The sequence below is a fragment of the Intrasporangium oryzae NRRL B-24470 genome (assembly GCF_000576595.1).
In the GTDB taxonomy this organism is placed as follows: Bacteria; Actinomycetota; Actinomycetes; order Actinomycetales; family Dermatophilaceae; genus Intrasporangium_C; species Intrasporangium_C oryzae.
In genome coordinates, this window is the sequence record NZ_AWSA01000002.1 from 111,518 (window position 1) to 129,432 (window position 17,915).

The 17,915-nt window shown below is 71.6% G+C and carries 12 protein-coding genes, 1 pseudogene and 1 riboswitch; of the genes and pseudogenes, 8 read left to right on the forward strand and 5 right to left on the reverse strand.

Going from position 1 to position 17,915, the window contains the following annotated elements:
• Window positions 1-62: 62 nt before the first annotated feature.
• Together pgsA and rimO are read right to left on the reverse strand one after the other, a co-directional pair.
• Window positions 63-698: pseudogene (gene pgsA, locus N865_RS01405) on the reverse strand (CDP-diacylglycerol--glycerol-3-phosphate 3-phosphatidyltransferase); the annotation flags it as partial.
• Window positions 695-2,167: a 30S ribosomal protein S12 methylthiotransferase RimO gene (gene rimO, locus N865_RS01410; RefSeq protein ID WP_034800669.1), complete on the reverse strand. Its 1,473-nt coding sequence runs from the start codon at window positions 2,165-2,167 to the stop codon at window positions 695-697. The pseudogene pgsA and the gene rimO, both read right to left, overlap by 4 nt.
• A gap of 37 nt (window positions 2,168-2,204) precedes the next feature.
• Between rimO and N865_RS01415 the strand changes: the two genes are divergently transcribed.
• Window positions 2,205-3,419, forward strand: a complete 1,215-nt coding sequence (locus tag N865_RS01415; RefSeq protein ID WP_051509838.1) for a dipeptidase — start codon at window positions 2,205-2,207, stop codon at window positions 3,417-3,419.
• Window positions 3,420-3,591: 172 nt separating this feature from the next.
• On the opposite strand, the gene N865_RS01420 is transcribed toward N865_RS01415, so the two are convergent.
• Window positions 3,592-4,338, reverse strand: a complete 747-nt coding sequence (locus N865_RS01420; protein WP_034800670.1) for an ion channel — start codon at window positions 4,336-4,338, stop codon at window positions 3,592-3,594.
• A 102-nt stretch (window positions 4,339-4,440) separates the two neighbouring features.
• Between N865_RS01420 and N865_RS23870 the strand changes: the two genes are divergently transcribed.
• From N865_RS23870 to N865_RS01445, 6 genes are read left to right on the forward strand one after another with little or no spacing between them, the layout of a single operon-like run.
• On the forward strand, window positions 4,441-4,527 hold the full coding sequence (locus N865_RS23870) for a potassium-transporting ATPase subunit F (protein WP_084327844.1): 87 nt from the start codon (window positions 4,441-4,443) through the stop codon (window positions 4,525-4,527).
• The gene (gene kdpA / locus N865_RS01425; RefSeq protein ID WP_034800671.1) at window positions 4,527-6,173 is read left to right on the forward strand and encodes a potassium-transporting ATPase subunit KdpA; all 1,647 of its coding nucleotides are present in this window, start codon (window positions 4,527-4,529) and stop codon (window positions 6,171-6,173) included. Before N865_RS23870 ends, kdpA begins: the two co-directional genes overlap by 1 nt.
• Window positions 6,170-8,320 (forward strand): potassium-transporting ATPase subunit KdpB, encoded by a 2,151-nt coding sequence (gene kdpB / locus N865_RS01430; RefSeq protein ID WP_084327845.1) that lies wholly within the window; start codon window positions 6,170-6,172, stop codon window positions 8,318-8,320. The genes kdpA and kdpB overlap by 4 nt, the downstream gene beginning before the upstream one ends.
• Window positions 8,321-8,326: 6 nt before the next feature.
• Window positions 8,327-8,908 carry a potassium-transporting ATPase subunit KdpC gene (kdpC, locus tag N865_RS01435; protein WP_281173462.1) on the forward strand — a complete coding sequence of 194 codons (582 nt, stop codon included), beginning with the start codon at window positions 8,327-8,329 and terminating at the stop codon, window positions 8,906-8,908.
• Between the two features lie 57 nt (window positions 8,909-8,965).
• Window positions 8,966-11,563 (forward strand): DUF4118 domain-containing protein, encoded by a 2,598-nt coding sequence (locus N865_RS01440; RefSeq protein ID WP_034800672.1) that lies wholly within the window; start codon window positions 8,966-8,968, stop codon window positions 11,561-11,563.
• Window positions 11,560-12,240: a response regulator gene (locus N865_RS01445; protein ID WP_034800673.1), complete on the forward strand. Its 681-nt coding sequence runs from the start codon at window positions 11,560-11,562 to the stop codon at window positions 12,238-12,240. Before N865_RS01440 ends, N865_RS01445 begins: the two co-directional genes overlap by 4 nt.
• A 31-nt stretch (window positions 12,241-12,271) precedes the next feature.
• On the opposite strand, the gene N865_RS01450 is transcribed toward N865_RS01445, so the two are convergent.
• Window positions 12,272-15,151, reverse strand: a complete 2,880-nt coding sequence (locus tag N865_RS01450; RefSeq protein ID WP_051509811.1) for a DNA translocase FtsK — start codon at window positions 15,149-15,151, stop codon at window positions 12,272-12,274.
• A gap of 223 nt (window positions 15,152-15,374) precedes the next feature.
• Window positions 15,375-15,502: riboswitch (SAM riboswitch) on the forward strand.
• A 36-nt stretch (window positions 15,503-15,538) separates the two neighbouring features.
• Here N865_RS01450 and N865_RS01455 point away from each other — a divergent pair.
• Window positions 15,539-16,933, forward strand: a complete 1,395-nt coding sequence (locus N865_RS01455) for an aminotransferase class V-fold PLP-dependent enzyme (RefSeq protein ID WP_034800674.1) — start codon at window positions 15,539-15,541, stop codon at window positions 16,931-16,933.
• 22 nt (window positions 16,934-16,955) lie between these two features.
• Here N865_RS01455 and N865_RS01460 read toward each other — a convergent pair whose 3' ends face one another.
• Complete coding sequence (locus N865_RS01460) at window positions 16,956-17,915, reverse strand: endonuclease/exonuclease/phosphatase family protein (protein WP_051509813.1); 960 nt, start codon at window positions 17,913-17,915, stop codon at window positions 16,956-16,958.

The following is a 17,915-nucleotide window of genomic DNA, read 5'->3' on the forward strand; positions in this document are numbered from 1 at the left end:
GTCGTGGCGGTCGCGTCGGCCTCCGTGACCCGCACGGTCGTGTCGGTGGCGCCGGGGACGGCCCGTCCGGTCGCCCGAGCCGCGCGCCGCCGCCGGGTCCGCTCGCTCGTCTCCCGCAGGCGCACCGCCTTGAAGACGTAGTCGACGCCGCTCACGACGGTGACGACGAGGGCTGCGCCGAGCACGGCATAGGCCGCCCATCGCCAGAGCTCGGCCAGGGGCAGGACCCAGAGCGGGAACGTCAGCGCCCCGAGCGAGAAGGTCTGGAGCATCGTCTTCAGCTTGCCGCCACGCCCGGCGGGCATGACGCCGTGCCGGATGACGAGGAACCGTAGGAGTGTGACGCCGAACTCGCGCACGAGGATGACGACGGTCACCCACCACCAGATGACGCCGAGCATCGACAGGCCGATGAAGGCCATCCCGGTCAACGCCTTGTCGGCGATCGGGTCGGCGATCTTGCCGAAGTTGGTGATCTCGCCCCGGCTGCGAGCCAGCTTGCCGTCGACCCCGTCGGTGACCGCGGCGACGGCGAAGACGACCCACGCCCAGAAGCGCCACCACGGCTGGGACCCGTCGTCGTGGAGGAGCAGCACCCCGTAGACCGGGACGAGCAGGATTCGCAGGACCGTCAGCGCATTGGGCAGGTTCCAGTCGGTGGGGCGGGGCGCGGGCCCCTCTCCGGCATGGGGACTCATCGCGGCTCCGCGATGAGGTCGATGCCCTCTGTGGCGACGACGACCGCCGTGACGATGTCACCCACCTCGGGCGCCGGGGCGCCGTCACCGAGATGGAGATGGGTCACGCCGTCGACGTCGGGCCCCTGGAACGCGGCGCGGCCGGTGCAGGTGCCCTCGTCATCGATCTCCTCGACGAGGACCGCCACGAGCTCGCCGACACGCTCCTCGGCGCGCTGCGCGGTGAGCTCCTCGACGAGCCGCGTGAAGCGGTCGACGCGGTCGGCCACGACCTCGGGGGCGAGGTGGCCGGCATACGTCTCGGCCTCGGTGCCGTCCTCGTCGGAGTACCCGAAGACGCCGACGACGTCGAGGCGGGCCTCGGTCAGGAAGGCCTCGAGCTCGTCGAGGTCGGCCTCGGTCTCGCCGGGGAAGCCGACGATGACGTTGCAGCGGACCCCGGCCTCGGGCGACGTGGCCCGGATCCGCGCGAGCAGGTCGAGGAAGGCCTCGCGCGAGCCGAAGCGCCGCATCGAGCGGAGCAGCGGCTCGGAGGCGTGCTGGAAGGAGATGTCGTAGTAGGGCACGACGCCGGGCGTCTGGGCCATCGCCGCGAGCAGCCCGGGCCGGATCTCGGCCGGCTGGAGATAGGAGACGCGCACGCGCTCGACGCCCTCGATCGCGGTCAGCTCGGGGAGCAGTTTCTCGAGGAGGCCGAGGTCGCCGAGGTCCTTGCCGTAGGACGTGGAGTTCTCGGAGACGAGGAAGAGCTCCTTGACGCCGCGCTCCGCGAGCCAGCGGCCCTCGGCGATGACGTCGGCCGGGCGGCGGGAGACGAAGGCGCCACGGAACATCGGGATGGCGCAGAACGCGCAGCGTCGGTCGCAGCCCGATGCGATCTTGAGCGGGGCCCACGGGCGGCCGTCGAGCCTGGCGCGGATGACACGCGGGCCGCTCGCCGGGACGGGCACACCGTCATCGACGGCCTCGGCGAGGCCACCACCCGAGCCGTCACCGTGACCGGGGAGGGCGACCCGGGCCGCCTCGCCCTGGCGCGCTGCAGGCGTCAGCGGCAGCAGGCGCCGCCGGTCACCGGGTGTGTGGCTCGGGACGTGCCCGCCGGCGAGGATCGTCTGGAGGTGGGCCGGCATGTCGCGGTAGGAGTCGAACCCGAGCACGGCGTCCGCCTCGGGCAGCTGCTCGGCGAGCTGCTCGCCGTAGCGCTCCGCGAGGCAGCCGACGGCGACGACCTTCTGCGTGCGGCCGCCGTCGTGCTTGAGGTCGGACGCCTCGAGCAGCGCGTCGATCGAGTCCTTCTTGGCCTGTTCGACGAACCCGCACGTGTTGACCACCGCGACGTCTGCCTCGGACGCGTCGTCGACGAGACGCCACCCCTCGGCGAGGAGCCGACCGGCGAGCTCCTCCGAGTCGACCTCGTTACGGGTGCACCCGAGGGTGACGAGGGCGACGCTCTTGTCCGGCGGGGTCATGCGTCCACTCTAGAGGGACGGGTGTTCAATGACCGACATGCTCGAGACCGCCCCCGACGACACGACGCCCCCGACCGACCTCGTCCGCCGGGCGCGGGCCCTGCTTGCCGACCAGCCCCTCATCGACGGCCACAACGACCTCCCGTGGGAGGCCCGGGAGCAGACCCGCTACGACTGGGACCGGCTCGACATCGCCCATCCCGTCGCAACGACGAACACCGACCTGCCGCGTCTGCGCGACGGTGGGGTCGGGGGCCAGTTCTGGTCGGTCTTCGTGCCCAGCACGCTTCCCGAGGGCGACGCCGTGATCGCCACGCTCGAGCAGATCGACGGCGTCCACCGCATGATCGGGACGTATGCCGCCGACCTCGCCCTCGCGCGGAGCGCGGACGACGTCGAGCGGGCTCGGGAGGAGGGCCGGATCGCCTCGCTCCTCGGCGCGGAGGGCGGTCACTCGATCGGCTCCTCCCTCGCGACGCTGCGCCTGCTCCACGTCCTCGGTGTGCGCTATCTCACCCTGACGCACAACGACAACACCGCGTGGGCCGACTCCGCGACGGACGTCCCGCGGGTCGGCGGTCTCACCGACTTCGGCCGCGAGGTGGTCCGTGAGATGAACCGCCTCGGCATGATGGTCGACCTCAGCCACGTCGCCGCGACGACGATGCGGGTGGCGCTCGAGACCACGGACGCGCCGGTCATCTTCAGCCACTCCTCCGCCCTGGCCCTCTGCGACACCCCCCGCAACGTGCCCGACGACGTCCTCGCCGCGCTGCCCGCCAACGGCGGCGTCTGCATGGTGACCTTCGTGCCGGAGTTCGTGTCCCGAGCCACCGCTGCGTGGCGCGTCGAGGCAGCGGCTGCCGCCGCGGAGGTCGGCGTCGACGCGAGCGACTGGGTCGCGTTCGGGACGTTCTCGACGACCTGGGCGAAGACGCACCCCAAGCCCGACGCGACGATCGCCGAGGTCGCCGACCACGTCGACCACGTGCGTGAGGTCGCCGGCATCGACCATGTCGGGCTCGGCGGCGACTACGACGGGACCGACACCTACCCCATCGGCCTCGAGGACGTGAGCGGCTACCCGCGCCTGGTCGCCGAGCTGATGGACCGGGGGTGGTCGGACGCCGACCTCGCCCAGCTCGTCCGCGACAACACCCTCCGCGTCATGCGCGACGTCGAGGCCGTCGCCCGTGACCTCCAGACGACCCGGGCGCCGAGCCTCCGGACGATCACCGAGCTCGACGGCTGAGCGCCGGCCCGCCTGGTCGCGCCGAGCGCTCGACGCGACCCGGCCCGGCGGCATACGGGCTCCCCCTCGCTCACCGAACGCGGCGTTCGTTCACGAACGCAGTGGTGTACCGCGGTGTTCGTGAACGAACACCGCGTTCACTCGGAGAAGACCGAGAGCGGGGCGGGTCGACCTACTGGCGGAAGCGGGCGATGGTCAGGCCGACGAGGCGGGCGACGACGAGCGCGACGTAGAGCATCCCCGCGATCTGCTGGAGCAGGACGAACGACCGGGCGTGCGGGGTCACGGCGTAGATGTCCGACAGGCCCGTCGAGGTCATCGTCGTGATCGACAGGTAGAGCAGCTCGTACCACGATCGGATCCCGGGGTCGGCCTCGCCGTAGATCGTGAACGAGTTGGGCCAGATGAACTGGACCGCGAGATAGAGGTAGGCGAAGCCCCAGGCGACGACCGTGAACGTCGCGCCGGTGGCGTAGAGCTCGTCGCGGGTCACCCAGTTGTCGGCGAACATGTACCGGAGCAGGCCGTAGCCCGTGTAGAAGTAGAAGAGGGCGTGGAGCAGCGCGCTCCAGAACTCGATCGACGCGCTGTCGGGCCAGACTGCCTCGGCAACCGTGAGCAGGACGACCGGCACGCCGAGCAGTGCAGCGACCCAGGTGAGGGCCGGCGTCGCCCGGACCGCGCGGACGGCGAGGAAGAGCACGAGGATCCCCACGATCCCGAAGAGCGCCCGGCCCGCGTCACGCCAGTTGCCGATGGTCGCCGTCTCGAGGTACGGGTAGACGAGGAGCGCGGTCAGCTGGACGAAGAGGAGCAGCGCGCACGGCAGCTCGACGAGCTTGCGCCGGAGACGGTCCAGGCGGGTCGGCGGGCCCGCCCGGCGGGGAGTGGACGGCCAGAGCTCGAGCGAGGCACTCACCTGCCGGAGCCTAGTGCGAGCGTCGTCAAGAACGCGTCAAGAGGCGTCAGTCGGGCGTCAACGGCACGGCGTGCGCCGGCCCCGACCCCGTAGGAACGGGTCATGGTCACCAACATCCTCCTGGGCCTCGTGGCACTGGCCGTGCTCGGCTATCTCGTCCACGTCCTCCTGCACGCGGATCGCTTCTGATGAGCGACACCGTCAGCGGCCTGCTCACCATCGCCGTCCTGGTTGCCGCCCTCGCCGTGGTCCACGTACCCCTGGGCACCTGGATGGCGAGAGTCTTCACCGACACGAAGCACTGGCGCATCGAGCGCATCGTCTACCGTCTCGTGCGGGTCGACCCCGGGTCCGAGCAGCGGTGGGTCACCTACGCCGTCGCGGTCATCGGGTTCTCCGTCGTCGGGATCGTCCTGCTCCTCGCGATGATCCTCCTGCAGGGCGTGCTCCCCTTCGCGCGGGGTGCGGCGATGAACGTCGACACCGCCCTCAACACGGCCGTCTCCTTCGTGACGAACACGAACTGGCAGTCGTATGCCGGTGAGTCGGGTGTCTCACCCCTCGTGCAGACCGTGGGACTCACGGTCCAGAACTTCGTCTCCCCTGCTGTCGGCCTTGCCGTGGCGGTCGCCCTCGTGCGCGGCCTCGTGCGCTCGAGCGGCTCGGAGCTCGGCAACTTCTGGGTCGACCTCGTGCGCGGCCTGTTCCGGGTCATCGTGCCGATCGCCCTGATCGGCGCGGTCGTGCTGCTGCTCGGCGGCGTCATCCAGAACCTCACCGCGCCGACGACCGTCACGACCCTCTCGGGCGGGCACCAGGTTGTCCAGGGCGGCCTGGTCGCCTCGCAGGAGGCGATCAAGGAGCTCGGCACGAACGGCGGTGGCTACTTCAACGCCAACTCAGCTCACCCCTTCGAGAACCCGAACCCCCTCACCAACCTTGTCGAGATCTTCCTGCTCCTCGTCATCCCGTTCTCGCTGCCCCGCACCTACGGCGTCATGGCCGGCGACCGTCGCCAGGGCTGGACCGTGCTCGGCTTCATGACGACCCTGTGGGTCCTCATGCTCACGGTCGTCACCTGGTCGGAGGTGCACGCGGCGTCGGGCCCTCTGGGCGGGATGGAGGGCAAGGAGCTCCGCTTCGGCGTGTGGCCCTCGGCGCTCTTCGCGACGAGCACGACGGCCACGTCGACCGGCGCGGTCAACTCGATGCACGAGAGCTTCTCAGCGCTCGGGGGCGGGGGCGCCCTGTTCAACATGATGCTCGGCGAGCTGTCGCCCGGTGGCGTCGGCACGGGCCTCTACAGCGCGCTGCTCGTCGCGATCCTCACGGTGTTCCTCGCAGGTCTCATGGTCGGGCGCACGCCCGAGCTGCTCGGCAAGCAGATCGGGCGTCGTGAGATCACCCTGACCGCCCTGGCCGTCCTTGTCATGCCGACCCTGGTCCTCGCCTTCACCGGCATCGGGATGGTGGCGCCGCTCGTCTCGTCGCAGATGCTCGCCACGGGTCCGCACGGGCTCACCGAGGTCATGTATGCGTACACCTCCGCGGCGAACAACAACGGCAGCGCCTTCGCGGGCTTCTCCGCCGACACTCCCTACACCAACCTCACGCTTGCGCTGTGCATGTTCCTGGGCCGGTTCGCCCCCATCGTCCTCGTGCTGGCACTCGCCGGTTCCCTCGTGACGCAACGTCGCCGGCCGGTCACCGCCGGCACGCTCCCCACCCACACCCCCACCTTCATCGGCCTGTTCGTCGGGGTGGCCGTCATCGTCGGCGGTCTCACCTTCTTCCCTGCCCTGGCCCTCGGTCCCCTCGCGGAGGCACTCTCATGAACCCCTCGTCGACGACGCAGTCGTCACGCACCACGCCCGGCAGCGGACCGGCAGCCCGGTCCCGGCACGCCCGCGGCGAGGCGCTCATCCGGCCCGGCCGCACGAGCACGACGTACGCGCAGCTCGCGCGGCAGCTGGTCACCACCTTCCCCCAAGCCGTCGCCAAGCTCGACCCGCGCCACGTCTGGCGCAGCCCCGTCATGTTCGTCGTGTGGGTCGGCTCGGTGGTCACGACCGTGCAGGCCGTCGTCGATCCCTCGTGGTTCGCCTGGGCCGTCGCCGTCTGGCTCTGGGCCACGGTCCTCTTCGCCAACATGGCCGAAGCCGTCGCCGAGGGCCGTGGCAAGGCCCAGGCGGCCACGTTGCGGGCCACGCGGAAGACGACCACCGCCGAGCGTCGTCTCGCTGACGGTTCCTTGGAGACCGTCGCGGCCTCGGACCTGGCGATCGGCGACCTCGTCGTCGTCCGACCGAACGAGATCATCCCCGGCGACGGCGACGTCGTCGAGGGCATGGCCACCGTCGATGAGTCGGCCATCACCGGTGAGTCCGCCCCGGTGATCCGAGAGTCGGGCGGGGACCGGAGCGCCGTCACCGGGGGCACGACCGTGCTGTCGGACAGGATCACCGTGCGCATCACGACCAAGCCCGGCGAGACCTTCATCGACCGGATGATCGCCCTCGTCGAAGGGGCCTCGCGTCAGAAGACCCCGAACGAGATCGCGCTCACGATCCTGCTCACCGTGCTCACGATCATCTTCCTGTTGGCCGTCATGGCGATGCAGCCGATGGCGATCTACTCAGGCCAGCCGCAGTCACCCGTCGTGCTCGTCGCCCTGCTCGTCTGCCTGATCCCGACCACCATCGGCGCGCTGCTGTCGGCGATCGGCATCGCCGGCATGGACCGCCTCGTGCAGCACAACGTGCTCGCCATGTCCGGCCGCGCCGTCGAGGCCGCCGGTGACGTGTCGACGCTGCTGCTCGACAAGACGGGCACCATCACGTACGGCAACCGACGCGCGACCGAGCTGCTGGCCACCCCTGGCCTCGGCAACGACGGGGTCACCCGAGCGGCATACGTCTCCTCACTCGCGGACGAGACCCCCGAGGGGCGCTCCATCGTCGAGCTGGCGGCCTCGGCGCTCGACACGCCTTCACGCGAGGCGCTCGATCGGCTGCCCCAGGCCGGAGCGACCTTCGTCGAGTTCAGTGCCGCGACCCGGATGTCGGGCGCCGACCTGCCCGACGGCACGGCCTACCGCAAGGGCGCCGCCGACTCGGTCGCCCGCTGGGTCAAAGGCCTCGGCGGCGAGATGCCGAGCGGTGTGCTCACCGAGGTCGACGGCATCGCGACCTCGGGCGGCACCCCGCTCGCCGTCGCGGTGCAGGAGGCGGGCCAACCGCCACGCGTGCTGGGCGTCATCCACCTCAAGGACGTCGTCAAGCCCGGCATGAAGGAGCGCTTCGCGCAGCTGCGCTCCATGGGCATCAAGACCGTGATGGTCACGGGCGACAACCCGTTGACCGCCAAGTCGATCGCGGCCGAGGCGGGGGTCGACGACTTCCTCGCGGAGGCGACCCCGGAAGACAAGATGGCCCTCATCAAGCTCGAGCAGCACGGCGGCCGCCTCATCGCCATGACCGGGGACGGCACGAACGACGCGCCGGCGCTGGCCCAGAGCGACGTGGGCGTCGCGATGAACACCGGCACGTCGGCGGCCAAGGAGGCCGCCAACATGGTCGACCTCGACTCGGACCCGACGAAGCTCATCGACATCGTCTCCATCGGCAAGCAGCTGCTCATCACCCGCGGAGCCCTGACGACGTTCTCGATCGCCAACGACATCGCGAAGTACTTCGCGATCATCCCGGCGATGTTCGTCGTCCTCTTTCCCGGGCTCGACGCGCTGAACATCATGGGCCTCGCCTCGCCGAGATCAGCAATCGTCTCGGCAGTCATCTTCAACGCGCTCATCATCATCGCGCTGATCCCTCTGTCGCTGAGGGGAGTTCGCTATCGCGCAGTCGGCAGCACCGCGCTCCTTCGCCGCAACATCCTCATCTACGGCCTGGGCGGCATCATGGCCCCGTTCATCGGGATCAAGCTGATCGACCTGGTCGTGAGCCACCTTCCCGGAATGATGTGATCCGTCGTGAACAGCACCCTGAACGCCTTCGTCAAGCAGTCCTGGGCCGGCCTGCGCGCCATGCTCGTCTTCACCGTCCTGTTCGGTCTGCTCTACCCAGCAATCGTCTGGGGCGTGGGGCAGGTCGTCGCCCGTGACCAGTCCACCGGATCACTCGTCAGCGTCGACGGCACGGTCGTCGGGTCGTCCCTCGTCGGGCAGCAGTGGACGGGGGCCCAGTGGTTCTGGGGCCGCCCCTCGGCGAGTGCCTACTCAGGCGACACCAGCGGCGGTTCCAACCTCTCCGGGAGCGCGCTGTCCGAGGAGGTGGCCAAGCGGGCGTCGGCGGTGGGCCTCGACCCGACCAGCGCCCCCGCGGATGCCCTGACCGCATCCGGCAGCGGCCTCGACCCCGACATCTCCCCTGCGTATGCCGAGTCGCAGGTCGCCCGGGTCGCCGGGGCGCGTGGCCTACCCGTGCAGCAGGTCGCCGACCTGGTTGCCGCGCACACCAAGGGGCGAGTGGCCGGCTTCCTCGGCGAGCCGCGGGTCAACGTCCTCGAGCTCAACCTTGCCCTCGACCGCCTCGTCGCCTCTCGCCCCGGCTGAGGGCTCCAGGTTGACCGGAAGGGCTCGACGGGCAGGTTCACCTGAAAGGATCGCCGTATGAGGCGTGGACAGCTGCGCATCTATCTCGGGGCGGCGCCCGGCGTCGGCAAGACGGTCGCGATGCTCGACGAGGCCCACCGTCGGGCCGAGCGCGGCACCGACGTGGTCGTCGGGCTGGTCGAGACGCACGGACGAGCCCACACGTCGGCGATGCTCGAGGGGCTCGAGGTCCTCCCACGACGCGCGGTGGAGTACCGGGGGGCCCAGCTCGCCGAGCTCGACACGGAGGCCGTCCTCGCCCGGCGCCCGCAGGTCGTGCTCGTCGACGAGCTCGCGCACACGAACGTCCCCGGATCAGGTCACGAGAAGCGCTGGCAGGACGTCGACGACCTGCTTGACGCGGGCATCGACGTCCTGACGACGGTCAACATCCAGCACCTCGAGTCGCTCAACGACGTCGTCGAGGCCATCACCGGGGTGCGCCAGGGCGAGACTGTCCCCGACGAGGTGGTCCGCCGGGCCGACCAGGTCGAGCTCGTCGACATGACTCCCGAGGCGCTTCGGCGGCGGATGGCCCACGGGAACGTGTACGGCCCCGACAAGGTGGACGCGGCCCTGGCCAACTACTTCCGCGTCGGCAACCTCGCTGCGCTGCGCGAGATCGCCCTCCTCTGGCTCGCCGACCGGGTCGACGAGGCCCTCGAGCGCTACCGCGCCGACCATGGGATCCACGAGCCGTGGCCGGCCCGCGAGCGCGTGGTCGTGGCCCTGACCGGGGGCCCCGAGAGCGAGACTCTGCTCCGTCGTGCAGCCCGGATCGCGACCCGCGCGGCCGGTGGTGACCTCATCGCCTGCCACGTCCGACCGGCTGAAGGCCTTGCCTCCGCCGATCCCACGTCACTCACCCGACTGCACCGCTTGGCCGAGGACCTTGGCGCCGACTTCCACGACGTGACCGGCTCCGACGTGGCCAACGCGATCCTGGACCACGCGCGCGGAGTCAACGCGACCCAGATCGTCGTCGGGGTGAGCCGGCGCAGCCGATGGCAGTCCCTGCTCCGACCGAGCATCGCGTCCGAGGTCGCCGACGGGTCCGGCGACATCGACGTCCACCTCGTCTCGCACGAGGATGGCCACGCCGGACGCCGAGCCGCCCGCCGCGGAGGCGGCCGGCGTCTCGGCGCCCTGTCCGGCAGACGCCGCATCGCGGGGTGGCTGCTCGCCACGGTGGGTCTGGGAGTGCTGACCGCCGTGCTCGTGGCCACCCGCGAACGCCACTCGCTCTCCCTGGACCTGCTCCTCTACCTCGCGCTCACTGTCGCGTGCGCCCTCGTCGGTGGGATCTGGCCGGCGCTCTTCTGCGCGGTAGCGGGCTCCGTCGTCGTCAACTGGTTCTTCACAGAACCGGTCGGCACCTTCACGATCAGCGACCCGCCGAACGCCCTCGCCCTCGCCGTCTTCGTCCTCGTGGCGATGGCCGTGTCCTCGCTCGTCCACGTCGCCGCGAGGCGCACCGAGCAGGCCGTGGCCGCGCAACGGGAGTCGGCGGCGCTCGCGGCCCTCAGCAGCGACCTGCTCGCCGAGCCCCAACCCCTCCCGGCCCTGCTGGAGAAGGCCCGGAGTGCCCTGTCGATGAAGACGGCCATCATCGCGGGTCCTCGCGAGGGCCCGGACCACCTTGTGGTGCTCGCGTCAACCGACCCGGCGCTGCGGCCGGGCGCGCCCGTCCCCGACGGAGTCACGTGGTCGATCGACGAACCCGTCGACGAGGGGGCGCACCTGCTCCTCGCCGGCCCGCCGGTCGCGGCGCAGGACCAGCGCCTCGTGAGCGCCTACGCCGCCCACGCGACGATCGTGCTCGGACGCGAACGCCTCGCGGCTGCTGCGAGGGAGGCAGCCGGGCTCGCCCGCGACAACGCGGCCCGGACCACGCTGCTGGCGGCCGTCTCGCACGACCTGCGCACCCCACTCGCGAGCATCAAGGCAGGCGTGTCGATCCTGCGCCAACCTGGGGTCGTGCTGCCGCCCGAGGACGAGGCGGAGCTGCTGGAGTCGATCGAGGACTCGAGCGACCGGCTCGACTCGCTGATCGGCAACCTGCTCGACCTCTCCCGGCTCGAGACCGGGACGGTGCGGGCCCACGCGCACGACATCGACGTGCTCGACGCCCTGGTGTCGACGGTGAGGACGACGTCGGAGCCCGGCCGGGTGGAGATCGCGACCGGGGCCGGGGTGCCGCTCGTCCGCGCCGATCTCGGGCTGCTCGACCGCGTGCTCGCCAATGTCATCGAGAACGCCCTGCGCCACGGCGGCGACTCCGAGGTGCGCATCACCGCGGGACGGATCGGGGCCACCGTCCAGATCCGGGTCATCGACCGCGGCCCGGGGGTTGCCGAGGGCGACCGGGAGCGGATCTTCGCCGCGTTCCAGCGGGTCGGCGACACGCCCCAAGGGGAGGGGATCGGCCTCGGGCTCGCCGTGGCCCGTGGTCTCATGGCGGTCATGGACGGGTCCCTGACGGCGGAGGACACCCCGGGAGGGGGACTGACGATGGTCATCGAGCTGCCCGTGGCCGGATCGCCGGAAACGGGGTCGCATGAGACGAAGTCGCACGAGAGGACGTCGACCGACAACGAGCAGGAGCCCGTCCGATGACGCGCGTCCTCGTCGTCGACGACGACGCCCGCCTGCGCCGGACGCTGTCCATCGCCCTGCGGGCGCACTCCCATGAGGTGCTGAGCGCTGCGGACGGGCGCACCGCCCTCCAGGTCATGGGCGAGGACGGTCCACCCGACATCGTCATCCTCGACCTGGGCCTGCCCGACCTCGACGGCACCGAGGTCCTGCGCCGGATCCGCGCAACCTCGGCCGTCCCGGTCATCGTGCTCTCGGCCCGTCACGAGTCGGATGACAAGGTCGAGGCCCTCGACCTCGGGGCCGACGACTACGTCACGAAGCCCTTCGGGGTCGAGGAGCTCCTGGCACGGGTCAGGGCGGCGATCCGACGCGGAGGCGACGCCGGTCGCCGGATCGGCGTCGTTAGCACCGACGGGATCCGGCTCGACTTCGCCGAGCGACGGGCGAGCGTCGGGGGCGAGGAGGTCCGGCTCACGCCGACGGAGTGGCGCCTGCTCGAGGCGCTCTGCCGCGAGCCCGGGCACCTCGTGCTCCAGCAGGACCTCCTGCGCGAGGTCTGGGGACCGTCGTACGGTCGCGAGTCGAACTACCTCCGGGTCTACGCCAACCAGCTCCGCCGCAAGCTCGAGCCGGACCCGGCCGCGCCGCGCCACCTCGTCACCGAGCCGGGCCTGGGCTACCGCTTCGTCCTCTGACCCCGCGAGTGGGCCGGTCGACGAGAAGGCCTCAGTAACGCTCGTCGCGACGGTCCGTCAGCGACCAGGCATCCTCGGACTCCTCGTCGTCCTCGTCGACGACCGGGGTCAGGTCGCCGGGCGTCCAGCCGGCGCCGGCTGCGGGCGTGTCACGCCGCTCGCCGCGCTCGGCGACGAGGGACGCCGTCCGCTGGTGCGCGTTCCCCTCGCCGTCGTATGCCGCCGGGTCGGCTTCCGTCGAGGGCTCGACCTCGACGGGTGGCGGGGCGTACGGCTCGGACGGCTCGACCTCGTCGGCGGGCTCGTTGGGGTGGGGCACGTCCTCGCCCCGGAGCAGCGCGAGCGTCTGGGGCAGGTCGTCAGGCCGCACGAGGACGTCACGGGCCTTGCTCCCCTCGCTCGGGCCGACGATGCCCCGCGACTCGAGCAGGTCCATGAGCCGGCCGGCCTTGGCGAAGCCGACGCGCAGCTTGCGCTGGAGCATCGAGGTCGAGCCGAACTGGGTCGTCACGACGAGCTCGGTCGCCTGGAGCAGGACGTCGAGGTCGTCGCCGATGTCGTCGTCGATCTGCTTCTTCGGGGCCGCGACGGTGACGTCCTCGACGTAGTTGGGCTTGAGCTGGGTCGTGACGAACTTGACGACCTCGTGGATCTCGGACTCGTTGACCCAGGCGCCCTGGACGCGCATCGGCTTGCTCGCACCCATGGGCAGGAAGAGCGCGTCGCCCTGGCCGATGAGCTTCTCGGCGCCGGGCTGGTCGAGGACGACGCGGGAGTCGGCGAGCGAGCTTGTCGCGAACGCCATCCGCGAGGGGACGTTGGCCTTGATGAGGCCGGTGACGACGTCGACCGAAGGGCGCTGGGTGGCGAGGACGAGGTGGATCCCAGCGGCCCGAGCGAGCTGGGTGATGCGCACGACCGACTCCTCGACGTCGCGCGGGGCCACCATCATGAGGTCGGCCAGCTCGTCGACGACGACGAGCAGGTAGGGGTAGGTCGTGATCTGGCGCTCGGAGCCCGGGAGCGGCTTGACCTTGCCGGCGCGGACGGCCTTGTTGAAGTCGTCGACGTGCTTGAACCCGAACGCCGCGAGGTCGTCGTAGCGCTGGTCCATCTCCTTGACGACCCACTGCAGCGCCTCGGCGGCCTTCTTCGGGCTCGTGATGATCGGGGTGATGAGGTGCGGGATGCCTTCGTAGGCGGTCAGCTCGACGCGCTTGGGGTCGACGAGGATGAGCCGGACCTCCTCCGGCGTCGAGCGCATGAGGATCGAGGTGATCATCGAGTTGACGAAGCTCGACTTGCCGGAGCCTGTCGCACCAGCGACGAGCAGGTGCGGCATCTTCGCGAGGTTGGCGATGACGAAGGCCCCCTCGACGTCCTTGCCGACACCCATGACCATCGGGTGCGCGTTGCTCCGTGCCGTCTGGCTGCGCAGGACATCGCCGAGCGCGACGTTCTCGCGGTCGAGGTTGGGGATCTCGATGCCGATGGCGGACTTGCCGGGGATCGGGCTGAGGATGCGGACGTCGGCCGACGCGACGGCATACGCGATGTTCTTGGACAGCGCGGTGACGCGCTCGACCTTGGTGCCGGACCCGAGCTCGACCTCGTAGCGGGTGACGGTCGGACCGCGGGTGAACCCCGTGACCGCCGCGTCGATGTCGAACTGGTCGAAGACGCCGGTCAGCGACTCGACGACGCGGTCGTTGGTCTCGCTCCGGGTCTTGTGCGGCGGGCCAGGCGTGAGCATCGTCGGGTCGGGCAGCCGGTAGGTGATGTCGCCACCCAGCGACAGCTGCTCTGCGCGGGCGGGGAGCTCGGAGACCGGCGGGGGCACGAGCTCGGCCTTGGGACTGGCCGCCTGCGTCACCGGAGCCCCGTGGGTCGTGGGGTCGGTCGCGTCGACGCCCGAGGCCGTCCCGGCGGGCCGCGGCGCGAGGACGCCCGGAGCCGTGGGCCGCTTCTCGCCCGGGCGCAGGCGGGTCGTCGGCTCCTCGTCGGCGAGCACCTGGGCCGCCTTGCGGAAGGCCTCGTCACCGTCCCGGTCAGAGAGGTCGACGGCGCGCCGCCGGGCCCGCTTGAGGGCGGCCTCGGGAGCCGACCCGTCTGCGCTGTCGTCCGCGTCCGCAGGCTCGAGCTCGCGGTGGAGGACGAGCGCGCGCAGCTGGCGCAGCCGTGTCGGGATGAGGTTGACCGGCGTCGCGGTGATGACGAGGAGTCCGAAGAGTCCGAGGAGGCAGAGCAGGAAGGTCGCGCCGTAGACGGACACCGCAGCGGCGAGCGGGCTCGAGGCGAGGAAGCCGAGGATGCCTCCCGCCGCGCGCATCCCGTCGGCACCGTCGGGCGGGTTGGGGATGCCGTCGCTGATGTGGGCCAGCCCGCACGCGGCGAAGGTGAGCGCGATCGTGCCGACGATGATGCGGTTGGTCGCCGCATCATCCTGCGGCGCCCGCAGGAGGCGCAGGCCGAGAACGAGCAGCACCAGCGGGACGGCATACGCGATGCGACCGAAGGTGCCCGCGAACACGGCGTGGACCGCCTGGCCGAAGACGCCCGACACCCCCCACCACTCGCGCGACGCGACGACGACCGCGAGCGCGATGAACGTGAAGCCGAGGCCGTCGCGCCGGTGCTCCGGCTCGAGCTCCCTGGCGCTCGTCCCGACGCGACGCACGGCGCTCCCCGCCAGGTGCGAGACGCCCATCCACGTCGACTGCACGGCGCGGAACGGGAACGGGAGCCCCCCTTCGCGCGTGCGGGAGGAGGAGCGGCGAGCGGCCGGCTTGCGGGTCGCGGGACGGGTCGACCGGGCGGCCGGGCGGCGCGACGACGAGCCGCCCGCGGACCCCTTGGCGCGGGCCGTGGTGCCGGAGCTCGAGCGCGTGCTGCTGGACGGACGTGTCGCCATGTTCGCACCGTACGTCAACGCCACGCTGAACTCACGTGTCACACGCGCAACAGGGGAAACCCCGTGTGCGAAGGACCCCCACGCGCGTCCCACCGAGCCCCACCCGGAGCCCCATCCACGCCCCGTCCGAGGGCCGGCCGGGCCGCCGCCGTCGTCTCAGATGGCGGTCCCGGGCGGCCGAGGGGTGGACACCCGCGGCGCCTGCCCCCTATCTTCTCTGGCAGGTCATGAGTGCCAGTGACAAGCCCCGGCTCGCTGGTCAGCAACCCTCCTCCGCGGTGGGGTGCTCCGGGTGACGACCTGGCCGATCCCCGACGCGTTCGTGACGTCGAGGCCCGGCAAGCGCGGACCTGCACCCGGTGGGTCCCCCGACCCCAGGAGCAGACCATGTCGGTCCTTGCCAGCACCCCGCGCACGACCGCCTGTGGCGGGGCCGCCGCGCCGGTCCTTCGCACCCGTGCCTTCCACGTCGTCCCCCACCGCGAGAGCCTGCCGCCGGTCGTCGGCGCCGGGCTGCTCGCGCCTACCGTGAGCGGACCGGTCCCCTACGCGAACCTCGACCACGCCGCCTCCACCCCGGCGCTCGAGTCGGTCAAGGCCGCCGTCGACCGGGCCCTCGAGACCTACGCCTCGGTGCACCGCGGCGCCGGCCACGCGTCGCGCCTCACGAGCGGGTGGTACGAGCAGGCCCGCGCCGAGGTCGCCGACTTCGTCGGGGCCCGCGAGGACGACACCGTCATCTTCACCCGCAGCACGACCGACTCGTGGAACCTGCTCTCCAAGGCGCTCCCGAGCCGCACGGCGGTCTTCGTCTTCGGGACCGAGCACCACTCCACGCTCCTGCCGTGGGGGCGCGGGCGCACCGTGAGGCTGCCCGTCCCCCAGACGATCGAGGACGCGCTCTCCCTCCTCGACGAGACGCTCGCCGAGAGCCCCACCCGCCACCGCCTCGTCGTCGTCGCCGCCGCCTCGAACGTCACGGGCGAGATCTGGCCGGTCGAGCGCTTCGCCCGTGTCGCCCACGAGCACGGCGCCCGGCTCGCCGTCGACGCCGCCCAGCTCTCCGCCCACCGCCCGATCGACCTCGCCGGGTGGGGCGCCGACTACGTCGCGTTCTCCGGGCACAAGACCTACGCACCGTTCGGCGCCGGCGTGCTCGCCGGCCGCAGCGACTGGCTCGACGCCGGGACCCCCTACCTCTTCGGTGGCGGGGCGACCACGTCCGTCACCGACGACGCGACGACGTGGGCGACCGGCGCGGCCCGCCACGAGGGAGGCAGCCCCAACGTCATCGGCGCCATCGCCATCGCCGCCGCGGCATGCGCGATCCGCACCCACCGCGAGGCCATCGAGACGCACGAGGCAGCGCTGCTCCGGGCCCTGCGCGAGGGGCTCGAGGAGATCCCCGGCGTCGAGACCCTCTCGATCTTCGGCGACGACCACGACCGCGTCGGTGTCGTCGCGTTCACCGTCGACGGATGGGAGTCCTCGCTCGTCTCGCAGGTCCTCTCGGTCGAGCACGGGATCGGGGTGCGCGACGGCAAGTTCTGCGCCCACGTCCTCGTCGACGAGCTGCTCGCCGACCCGTGGGGCGAGCGGGCTGCCACCGCAGTCCGGGCCAGCATCGGCCTCGGCACGACGGCGGAGGCCGTGGACCGCCTTGTCCGGGGTGTCCGCCGTCTCGTCGAGGAGGGCACCACGGCCACCTGGACCAAGAGCGCCCGCGGCTGGGCGGTCGAGGGGGCGGACCCGCGCGACGTCGAGGTCACGCGCCCCTGGTGACGCGGCCCAGCGGCATACGGCGTCAGCCCTTCGGGACGGCGTAGGCCGCCCACACGACGGCGTGGTCGGCCCCGTGGATCGCCACCTGTCCCGCGTCGACGAGCGTGAGGCCCCGGCTGAGGACGTGGTCGAGCTGGACGTAGGGGCCGATCCGGCGCCCGACGAACGGCCACGTACGGACCCAGCCCTGCCCCGCCGCCCGCTGCGCGTCGACCATCCCGTCGGCCACCGACCGGAAGCCGGGGTGTCCGAAACCGGCGTTGAAGTCACCGGCGAGGACGATGGGCTCGGACCCGGTCTGCCGGTCCTTCCACGCCTCGAGGTCCCGGAGGCCGGACCGCCACTCGTCGGTGTCACCGGGAAGGGGCGCCAGGGGATGGGCGGCCTTGACGCGGACCTCCGAACCAGCCACCCGGACCGTCACCTCCGGCTCGAGGCTCGTCGAACCCGTGACCGGCTGCTCGCCCGCGCCCGCCACGGCCGTCATGGGGTAGCGCGAGTAGACGATCGTCCCGGTGAAGCTCTTCGCGCGCGGCTCACCGGCCTCGGACGTGAAGTACTTCTCGCCGCCGACCTCGACGAAGCGGTCGACGAACTCCGGGGTCACCTCGGTCAGGACCAGCACGTCGACTCCGTGGTAGCGCACGGCATCCATGAGCTGCTGTGCATCCGCCCCGCCGTAGAGCAGGTTGGCCGACATGACGGTGAGGTCGCGCTCCACCTTCGGCGAGGTGTGCGAGAAGAACTGCGGCACAGCGAGACTCGCCGCCACCCCCAGCGCGACCACCACCGGGACGGCCATCCACCACCGCCTCAGCACCAGCGTGAGCACCAGCAGCAGGAGCAGCCCGATCGCGACGAACGGACCGGCCGTCTGGAGAACGACGACCGGCTGGACGGTGACGTCGAGGTAGCGCAGCCCCCCGACCGCGGCCAGCGCGACGAGGACGACGGCGAGCCCGACGTCGATCCGACGGCGCAC

What these genes read in the sequence shown, in the direction of transcription:
- rimO (WP_034800669.1), bottom strand. Translation starts at nt 2,167, where the DNA reads ATGACCCCGCCGGACAAGAGCGTCGCCCTCGTCACCCTCGGGTGCACC.
- N865_RS01415 (WP_051509838.1), top strand. Translation starts at nt 2,205, where the DNA reads ATGCTCGAGACCGCCCCCGACGACACGACGCCCCCGACCGACCTCGTC.
- N865_RS23870 (WP_084327844.1), top strand. Translation starts at nt 4,441, where the DNA reads ATGGTCACCAACATCCTCCTGGGCCTCGTGGCACTGGCCGTGCTCGGC.
- kdpA (WP_034800671.1), top strand. Translation starts at nt 4,527, where the DNA reads ATGAGCGACACCGTCAGCGGCCTGCTCACCATCGCCGTCCTGGTTGCC.
- kdpB (WP_084327845.1), top strand. Translation starts at nt 6,170, where the DNA reads ATGAACCCCTCGTCGACGACGCAGTCGTCACGCACCACGCCCGGCAGC.
- N865_RS01440 (WP_034800672.1), top strand. Translation starts at nt 8,966, where the DNA reads ATGAGGCGTGGACAGCTGCGCATCTATCTCGGGGCGGCGCCCGGCGTC.
- N865_RS01445 (WP_034800673.1), top strand. Translation starts at nt 11,560, where the DNA reads ATGACGCGCGTCCTCGTCGTCGACGACGACGCCCGCCTGCGCCGGACG.
- N865_RS01450 (WP_051509811.1), bottom strand. Translation starts at nt 15,151, where the DNA reads ATGGCGACACGTCCGTCCAGCAGCACGCGCTCGAGCTCCGGCACCACG.
- N865_RS01455 (WP_034800674.1), top strand. Translation starts at nt 15,539, where the DNA reads ATGTCGGTCCTTGCCAGCACCCCGCGCACGACCGCCTGTGGCGGGGCC.